The organism is Roseovarius halophilus (ex Wu et al. 2025) (genome assembly GCF_047086965.1).
In genome coordinates, this window is sequence record NZ_JBKOTX010000209.1 from 1 (window position 1) to 8,677 (window position 8,677).

The 8,677-nt window shown below is 65.0% G+C and carries 9 protein-coding genes and 1 tRNA gene; 4 read left to right on the forward strand and 6 right to left on the reverse strand.

What is annotated here, in order from left to right:
* Positions 1-167 precede the first annotated feature (167 nt).
* The 5 genes from ACH107_RS26870 to ACH107_RS26890 form a co-directional block, all read right to left on the reverse strand.
* Positions 168-1,346 (reverse strand): DUF6538 domain-containing protein, encoded by a 1,179-nt coding sequence (locus ACH107_RS26870; RefSeq protein ID WP_412508729.1) that lies wholly within the window; start codon positions 1,344-1,346, stop codon positions 168-170.
* Positions 1,347-1,407: 61 nt separating this feature from the next.
* Positions 1,408-1,483: transfer RNA gene (locus ACH107_RS26875), tRNA-Thr, on the reverse strand.
* A gap of 43 nt (positions 1,484-1,526) precedes the next feature.
* A complete protein-coding gene (locus tag ACH107_RS26880; protein ID WP_412508730.1) occupies positions 1,527-2,981 on the reverse strand; it encodes a heme biosynthesis protein HemY in 1,455 nt (484 codons plus the stop codon).
* Positions 2,982-2,991: 10 nt separating this feature from the next.
* On the reverse strand, positions 2,992-4,353 hold the full coding sequence (locus ACH107_RS26885; protein WP_412508731.1) for a hypothetical protein: 1,362 nt from the start codon (positions 4,351-4,353) through the stop codon (positions 2,992-2,994).
* Positions 4,354-4,425: 72 nt separating this feature from the next.
* On the reverse strand, positions 4,426-5,118 hold the full coding sequence (locus ACH107_RS26890; protein ID WP_412508732.1) for a uroporphyrinogen-III synthase: 693 nt from the start codon (positions 5,116-5,118) through the stop codon (positions 4,426-4,428).
* 70 nt (positions 5,119-5,188) lie between these two features.
* Between ACH107_RS26890 and tsaD the strand changes: the two genes are divergently transcribed.
* The 4 genes from tsaD to ACH107_RS26910 are packed head-to-tail and all read left to right on the forward strand — an operon-like array spanning position 5,189 to position 7,938.
* Positions 5,189-6,283 carry a tRNA (adenosine(37)-N6)-threonylcarbamoyltransferase complex transferase subunit TsaD gene (tsaD, locus tag ACH107_RS26895; RefSeq protein ID WP_412508733.1) on the forward strand — a complete coding sequence of 365 codons (1,095 nt, stop codon included), beginning with the start codon at positions 5,189-5,191 and terminating at the stop codon, positions 6,281-6,283.
* Positions 6,280-7,242, forward strand: a complete 963-nt coding sequence (locus tag ACH107_RS26900) for an NAD(P)H-dependent glycerol-3-phosphate dehydrogenase (protein ID WP_310691440.1) — start codon at positions 6,280-6,282, stop codon at positions 7,240-7,242. The genes tsaD and ACH107_RS26900 overlap by 4 nt, the downstream gene beginning before the upstream one ends.
* Before the next feature lies 1 nt (position 7,243).
* Positions 7,244-7,516, forward strand: coding sequence for a YciI family protein (locus ACH107_RS26905; RefSeq protein WP_310691441.1), 273 nt, complete (start codon positions 7,244-7,246; stop codon positions 7,514-7,516).
* Positions 7,516-7,938, forward strand: a complete 423-nt coding sequence (locus ACH107_RS26910) for an EVE domain-containing protein (RefSeq protein WP_412508736.1) — start codon at positions 7,516-7,518, stop codon at positions 7,936-7,938. Before ACH107_RS26905 ends, ACH107_RS26910 begins: the two co-directional genes overlap by 1 nt.
* A 270-nt stretch (positions 7,939-8,208) precedes the next feature.
* Here ACH107_RS26910 and ACH107_RS26915 read toward each other — a convergent pair.
* The coding region (locus tag ACH107_RS26915; RefSeq protein WP_412508738.1) for an adenosylhomocysteinase at positions 8,209-8,677 on the reverse strand (469 nt) is incomplete at its 5' end.

Below are 8,677 nucleotides of genomic sequence, written 5' to 3' on the forward strand. Positions count from 1 at the left end.
TGACGCCGGGTGGTCATAGGCGATAGCCCTTGTTTTGCTGAAGGGAAGCCCGATGAGGGTGCCTGTAACGGGAATAGAACCGCACTTCAGCGGCACCACCCAATCAGGTAACACATTGGTTTCCCTACAGCTTTTCGCAGCTGCTAGGAGCCGTAGACCATGTCGGCTCACGTCACCACTTTCATCCACTTCCTGAGGACCTCAAGGGGATAGCCAGCGCCGTAGGCTTGTCCAACGCCGTCTGTCTGCCAACCTCCGATCTGGTCGATGACGTCGGCGGGGCACTCTACGGCTCTGAGCCGGTCGCGCATTGAGTGTCGGAAGCCGTGCATCGAACAGCCCTCAGGCACGTATTCCTTCAACCATTTGTTCAATGCGGCGCTGGCCGCGTTCGCATTGGTGGTCTCTGTCTTGTTGTACCGGGGAAAAGCAACCTCAGACTTCGCTTGTTGTGCTAGGACGCGCTCAGCGGCCCATCTAGCCTCACCCTCCAGCGGCACATCACGTTCGCTGCCTCTGGTCTTGAGACGTCTCCATGGGTGCGGGCGGATACGCGCAAACAGACCTCCCTCATCATGGGCGACAATGTCGTCACGGCTCATGCCTGCCGCTTCAGCGAGACGCATTCCGGTGTCCGAGACCATAGCAACCAACCAGCGCAATTCATCGTCCAGCACTCGACATTCAGTTTGAACCCGTTTCAACGACTCTCGTGGGACCGGATTGCGATCTGAGACACCAGCAGAACGGTCGTAGTAGACACCCGCGAACGGGTTGTTGATTGTTAGGCCCTGTTCGCTGGCCGCGAAGTTGACAACTGACCTCACGGTACCGAAGACCCTAGTCATGCTGCTTCCCGTCAGGCCTCGAGCGATCAGCGCGTCACGAAAGGCGTTGGCATCGGCTTTGGTGTAAGCGTCAAGGTATTGGTCCCCGCAGGCCTCCACAACGTAGCCACATGCCCTCTCAGCGGCCCGATAGAAGGTGGCAGGGCGATCTTTGCCCTTGAGATCGAGATAGATTCGGACGGCCTCCGACAACCGGACAGATGCAGATGAAATCGAGGGGGAGGGATGACCGGTCACTTCACCAGCCACGCCCTGCATACGCAAAAGGTGCTTTCCTGGCAGCTCGCAATCGCGACACCTCAGGTGGAACCAGTATTCGTCCAGTTGCTCCGCAGCTTTCCTTGCCCTGCTCTCAGCGATCCGGGCCGATCTAGTGCGAAGCGAATATGCGATCCGTGATGATCTGTAGTGGCTTCGAAGGTCTTTCGGGATTCGACGGCTGAAGTAGAAAATCCCATCCTTAACGAAGGTGAACTGGCGTGAAATGGTCTCCGACATGGTCTACGGCTCCTAGCAGCTGCGAAAAGCTGTAGGGAAACCAATGTGTTACCTGATTGGGTGGTGCCGCTGAAGGGACTCGAACCCCCGACCCCATCATTACGAATGACGTGCTCTACCAGCTGAGCTACAGCGGCCACTGTGGGTCCCTTAGCACTGGCGTGCAGCCAAGGAAAAGGGCTATTTTTCGGTCGCTGTTGCATCCGCGATCAGCTCCGCCTCCTCGGGCGGGTCGGCAGGCTCGGACGGTATCTTGTCACGTTGGCCGACGATCAAGGGCAACATCTCGGTGCCGCCAGGCATGGCGACCTCGCCAACGGGCGGACGGCGCCAGGCGAGCGTATCGAAGGCCTTGCAGTGCGTGCAGACAGGCGCCCAGTCCGCGTGAATCGTGTGGCATTTGTCGCAGATCCACTGCGGCCCGCGCGGCGCCGTCAGGGCCTTGGTCAGCCAGCCCCGCACCACGCTGTCGGGCTTGCCTTCACCCCGTTCGATCGCGGCCATGAGCGTCAGGCTGCGCGCGGTCGGGTCGGTCTCGATCAGGTCGCCCAATGCGCGGCGGGCCTCGGGGAAATCCTCGGCCGCGATGTGCAGTTCTGCCAGAAGCATCCGGGTTTCCGGGTCCTCGGGGTTGATCTTGAGCAGCGGCTTGAACCGCTTGATGCGCGCCTGCGGGTCCTCGTCCGGGACGATCCCGGCAAAGGCGCGGGCCAGGTCCGGGTGGGGATGACCGACCCAGGCCTTCTTGATGGCCTTGGTCGCCGCACGGGCGTTGCCCTTCTCGGCATGAACCTCGGCGGCCATGACGGCAGCGGGGATCAGTTCCGGCGACAGGCGGTCTGCCTCGAGCACGGACTCCTTGGCCTTGGCCGCGTCGCCGCTTGCCAGCATTTCCCTGGCCTGGGACAGGGCCAGCACGGCATCGCGGCGCGTATGCACGTCGCGTGGCAGCGTCCCGGTCTTGAGCTTGGCCCCCAGGGTTTCCCGCGCCCCCTGCCAATCCGCCTTCTCGGCCTGAAGGCGTAGCAGCGTATCCTGGGTCTCTTCATGGCGCGGCTTGAGCGCAAAGGCCTTTTCGGCGAGCTTCATGGCCGTGTCGGTATCCCCGTCCGAAAGCTTCTGCTTCATGATCCCCCGCACGCCCACGAAACGGGTACGCTCGTCCTCCAGAAGCTTGCGATAGGTGCGCTCGGCGGTCCTCCGATCACAGGCCATCTCAGCCGCCTGAGCCGCAAGCAGGTCGGTCAGATGCGGCTTGCCCAGGTACTTTTCGGCCCGCGATGCCTTGGTCATGGCCAGTTGCCCCTCGCCCGAGGCCAGCGCCATCATACCCTCGGACAGGGCGTCGAACCCCTTGCGCTCGCGGTTGCGCGAGAAGTAGCGCGAAATCGCCGTTTCGTCGCCGTTGAGAAACTTGAAAGAGGCGACCAGAAAGCCCGCCAGCTTGAAACCCAGCCAGACCAGCCCGACAAGCAGCCCAAGAACGACGACAAGCTCCAGCACGCTCATCGTCATGCCGAAACCGGCCACGTCGATCACGACTTCCCCTGGCACCTCCATCAGCAGAACACCGCCATAGGTAAGGGCCGTCACAAGGACCACGAAGGCCAGAATCTTCACTAGGGACCAGAGCATCGGGACAGCCTCAGTTTGTGTTCAGGGATTGGGACAGATCGGAGATCGCGGCCAGCGCATCGGCACGGGCCTGCGCCTTCGCGGTCCAGCCGGTCATCTCGGCCCGCGCCACGTCCGGCAGCGTGGCAAGTTCGGCCAGGGCGTCGGCGAGACGGTCTTCCTCGACCGCGGCCTCGGCCCGCGACAATACCGCGTCGGGGTCACTGCCCGCGCGCGGCTGGGTGGAACGCACATCGAACTGCTGGCGCAGGAAGGTGCCCAACCCGCCGGTTTCCCCGGCAACACCCTCTTCGCGGGCGGCGGCGAGCGCCGCGCGCGCGGCCGAGCCGAAGTCCTCTTCCAGGGTGGCCCGGTCAGCCACGCCAGTCTCGGCCGAGGCCGTGAGGGACTCCGGCAAGTCGCCAGCAACCTCTTGCAGGTCGCCCAGAAGCTCGTCGAAGGGGTCCCCCGCGGCGACGGCCACACGCAGCCGGTTCAGAGCCGCCCGCCCGGCCGCGGCGCGCGCCTCTTGCAGGGCCTGTTGTTCGAGCTGTTCCGCCTCGGCGCGGGCATTGCTCAGGTCCTCGGCTGCCTGTTCGGCAATCGCCGTGACATCCTCGCGTTGCGCAGCAAGATCGGCGCGCAGCGCGTCAAGCTCGCGTTCATAGGCGGCCATGGCGGTGTCGCTGAGCGTCCCGTCGGTATCCGGGCGCTTCTCGACATCGGTCAGGCGCGCGTCCAGCCCGTCGATGCGCTCGGACAAATCGGTTTCCAGCGCCTCAATCCGCTCGGTCAATCGCTGATAAAGCGCATCGATATCGTCTTGCAGCGGGGCAAGGTCCGGGGCGGGCGGGATGGACTCGATCTCGGCACCCAGGGCGTCGATGCGTTCGGATTGATCCTCGATCAGGCCGGCCAAGTCCGGACCACTGTCCTGCCGGGTGTCGAGGTAGGTTTCGACACCGTAGCCGAGTCCCCCGGCCGCAAGTCCGCCGATCAGAAGCGGCACAAGGCCGCCGCGCCGCTTGGCCGGCTGATCGGGCATCGCGGCAGGTGCCGGTCCCGGCCGCGCGGCCCCGATGGTGTCATCCTCGGGTGTGGCGTTCTCGGGGTCGGGCGCCACAGGCGTGGACACAGGTTCAGCTTCTGAAGCTTCGTCTTCGGGTATGGCCTCTTCCGAGGCCGCGTCCATGTCGGCCGCATCTTCCGCAGGGTCCTGCGAAGCGGTGGCAGAGAGGACCTCGGCATCCTCGATCGCCTCGGAGGCATTGTCATTGTCCGTATCAGGCGCATCCGATTGTGCCTCGGAGACCTCTTCCTGCGCCACAGGCTCCTGCGATTCGGGTACCTCTGATTGCGCTTGTTCCGACTTCTTCCTGGACGATTTCGCCACCTTAGCCACCCAAATCCTTGTTCCAATCGGCCCCAAGGCCAAACCTCAGCCTATCCTGCGCCTCGGCGGGTCTCAAGCGTCCAGGATTGCGACACGTCCCACCATCCCGGCCAGGCTTGGGGTATCGGCAACCTCGACACGCGCGGCATGCAGGGGCCCGGCGGCCTCGGCCACGGCCCCGCTCATGGCCAGCACGATCAACCGTGCCGCAAAAGGCCCCTGTCCATACAGTAGCCGCGCGGTCTCGGGCGAAAACAGGGGGAGCACCACCGTGGTATTCCCCATCAGAGCGCCCCGTGCCTGCCTTGTCAGAGTCTTGGGCACCTTTGCATAAACGACACGCTCTTCGCAGCTCAGCCCCGCCACCAAGAGCCGGTCCCGGATGTGGCCGCGGCTGTCTTCGCCACGCAGGTGAACCAGCGGGCCAAGGGGCCTTTCGTGCAGGATCAGGGTCACAAGATCCTCTGCGTTGCCGCGTGCATTCCGCGCCTCGAACCCGGCCTCTTGCGCGGCCGATGTCGTGCGATCGCCAACGCACCAGGCGGTGCGGCCCCGCCCCGGCCCGGCATAGGGCACCGCGGCAGCAGAGGTGAGGATGACATCGGCACCCGGGTCCACCGGCGCATGGGGCACCGGCGCGTAGTCAAACAGCGGGCTGACAAGGACGTTGAAGCGTGCAACGACATTTTCCGGCAGGGAACGCAGAAAATCCCGCGCGGCCGCTTCTGGCCGGGTCAGCAGCAATATCGGTGCATCCCGTGTCATTCGCCCCCGCCATTGTCGGATCATGTCCCGAGTGTTACCTCGGATGCGATCCAGCGCAACCGGGCGAGCCATGAATACCCCCCTGACCATCCTGGGCATCGAAAGCAGCTGCGACGATACCGCAGCGGCGGTTGTGCGGGGCCAACCCGGACAGGCCGACGTTCTGTCCTCGGTCGTTTCGGGGCAGGCCGATCTGCACGCAGGATACGGCGGCATCGTCCCCGAGATCGCCGCGCGCGCCCATGCGGAGAAACTCGATTTCATGGTCGAACAGTCCCTGTTGCAGGCCGATCTCACCCTGACCGATCTGGACGCGATTGCCGTCACGGCCGGGCCGGGGCTGATCGGCGGTGTTCTGTCGGGCGTGATGTGCGCCAAGGGTCTGGCGGCCGCCAGGGGCTTGCCGCTGCTGGGCATCAACCACCTCGCCGGGCACGCGCTGACACCGCAACTGACCACAGGACTGCCCTTTCCTTATCTGACGCTTCTGGTCTCGGGCGGACATTGCCAGTTCCTGCTGGTGCGTGGTCATGCGGATTATACGCGGCTTGGGGGCACGATCGACGACGCCCCGGGCGAGGCTTTCGACAAGGCCGCGCGCCTTCTGGGGCTGCCGCAGCCGGGCGGACCCGCGATCGAGACAGCGGCGCAGGACGGCAATCCGGCGCGGGTCAAGCTGCCCCGGCCGCTTCTGGACCGGGACGATTGCAACATGTCCTTCTCCGGGCTCAAGACCGCGATCCTGCGCGCCCGCGATGATCTGGTGCAGGACAACGGGGGGCTGACACGGCAGGATCAGGCCGATCTTGCGGCCAGTTTCCAGGCCGCTGTCGTCGATGTCCTGGTCGAGAAATCGCGACGCGCGGTCGTGGCGGCCCGGCACCTTGTGCCCGGGCTTTCGCGTTTCTCGGTTGCAGGGGGCGTGGCCGCCAATCGTACCATCCGAGGCGGGCTAGACACGGTTTGCGCTGATCAGGGCCTCGTGTTCAGCGCCCCGCCGCTGGCGCTTTGCACCGACAATGCCGCGATGGTCGCCTATGCCGGGCTGCTGCGTCGCGCCAGGGGCGAAGACGACGACATGACCCTGGCCGCGCGGCCGCGCTGGCCGCTTGATGCAATCAGCCCGGGCCTTCTGGGCAGTGGCAAGAAGGGGGCCAAGGCATGAGCATCGCCGTCGCCGGGGCCGGCGCCTTCGGGACGGCGCTTGCAGTGGCCCTGTCCGTGAACGGGCCAGTCACGCTCTGGGCTCGCGACGCAGAACATGCCGCCGCGATGGCCCAAGAGCGCGAGAACAAGCGCCGCCTGCCCGGCGTGGCCCTGCCCGCGACCGTGTCAGTCACCTCGGATTCCGCAGCCCTGGCCAGGGCCGAGACGGTTCTCGTGACGGTTCCGGCGCAGCACCTGCGCGGCTGGTTGACCGCGCATCGGGCCTTCCTGGCCGGCAAGCAGCTTGTGTCGTGCTGCAAGGGGATCGACCTGGAAACCCTCCGGGGCACCGCCGCGCAGATCACCGAGACCATACCCGATGCCACCCCCGCAGTCCTGACCGGGCCCAGCTTTGCCGCTGACATCGCCGGTCAGCTTCCCACGGCGCTGACACTCGCCTGTGCAGACGCTGAAACAGGCGAGGCGCTGCAAGCCAGACTCTCGACCCCTGTGTTGCGGCTCTATCGCAGCACCGATCTGGTCGGCGCCGAACTGGGCGGGGCCCTCAAGAACGTCATCGCGATCGCCTGCGGTGTCTGCATGGGGGCAGGCTATGGCGAAAGCGCCCGGGCCGCCCTGATGACCCGTGGCTTTGCAGAGATGCAGCGCCTGGGCGCGGCGCTGGGCGCGCAGCCGGAAACGCTTGCCGGCCTGTCGGGATTCGGTGATCTGGCCCTGACCTGCACCTCCGGGAAATCGCGGAATTTCCGCTATGGCCGGGCCATCGGCGCGGGAGAGAGCTTCGACCCCGGCACCACCGTGGAGGGGGCTACAACCGCCGCCGCGCTGATCCAGCTGGCCGGTCAGTTGGCGCTGGACCTGCCTATTTCGAGTGTGGTCCATGGGCTGACAACCGGCCATATGGACCCTGACACGGCCCTTGGGGCCCTGTTGGCCCGCCCCCTGAAGGAAGAATGACATGCGATATGCCCTGATCTGTCACGACAAGCCCGGCCACCTTGAGGTCCGCAAAGCCAACCGCGAGGCCCATCTCGCCTACGTCGCGGAAACAGGCGTGGTCGAGATGGGCGGCCCGCTGTTGTCGGACGACGGCGAGATGTGCGGCAGCCTGGTGATCCTGGCGGTCGAGACCCGGGCCGAGGCACAGGCCTGGGCCGATGGCGACCCCTATGCCCGGGCAGGATTGTTCGACAGTGTCACGCTCATGCCATGGAAAAAGGTCGTCGGATGATGCGCCACTGGCTGTTCAAAACCGAACCGGGCACCTGGGGCTGGGACGACCAGGTCGCCCGAGGCGCGGCCGGCGAGGAATGGGACGGCGTGCGCAACTACCAGGCCCGCAACGCCATGCGAGAGATGTCCTTGGGCGACCGCGGGTTTTTCTACCATTCGGTCAATGAAAAGCGGATCATGGGCATCGTCGAGGTCATCGCGAAATCGCATCCCGACAGCACCACCGACGATCCCCGCTGGGACTGCGTAGATATCAAGGCTGTGCGGCCTTTCACGGTGCCCGTCACCCTGGACCGGATCAAGGCCGACCCGCGCCTGTCCGACATGGTGCTTGTCAGGAACGCGCGCCTGTCGGTACAGCCGGTCACCGCAGAGCAATGGCGGATCATCTGCGCGATGGCCGAGACGAACCCGGATTGATCCGAACCTCCCGCGCCCGTCACGGGCAAGGCCGATTTTCGGGAGCCGTTTTGCGTGCTGGCTACCAGAAAAGCAGAAAGGGCCCGGAGAGTTGCCCGGACCCTTTCCGTCACCCGCGTGCTCCCATAGCCACCAAACGCGTATTCGAAACTGGTCCGGGCCATCCTGGCCGTGTGAACGGACATAGCGCGTTTCGGGCAGTCAGGGCAAAGGCAAAACCCCTTGCATTCGTATCAAATGCAATAGGCCGGGGTGGCGCGGACCGCGGCCTCAATACCTGTAGTGTTCGGGTTTGAAGGGGCCTTCGGGTTTGACGCCGATGTAGGCGGCCTGTTCGGGGTCGAGCTTGGAGAGTTTGACGCCGATGCGCTCGAGGTGCAGGCGGGCGACCTTCTCGTCGAGGTGCTTGGGCAGGATGTAGACGCCGGGGGCGTAGTCCGCGCCATTGGTCCAGAGTTCCATCTGCGCCAGCACCTGGTTGGTGAAGGAGGCAGACATCACGAAGGAGGGGTGCCCGGTGGCGTTGCCCAGGTTGAGCAGGCGGCCCTCCGACAGCAGCAGGATGCGATTGCCCGAGGGCATCTCGATCATGTCCACCTGCTCCTTGATGTTGGTCCACTTGTGGTTCTTGAGGCTGGCGACCTGGATCTCGTTGTCGAAATGGCCGATGTTGCCGACGATGGCCATGTCCTTCATCGCGCGCATGTGCTCGATGCGGATCACGTCGCGATTGCCGGTG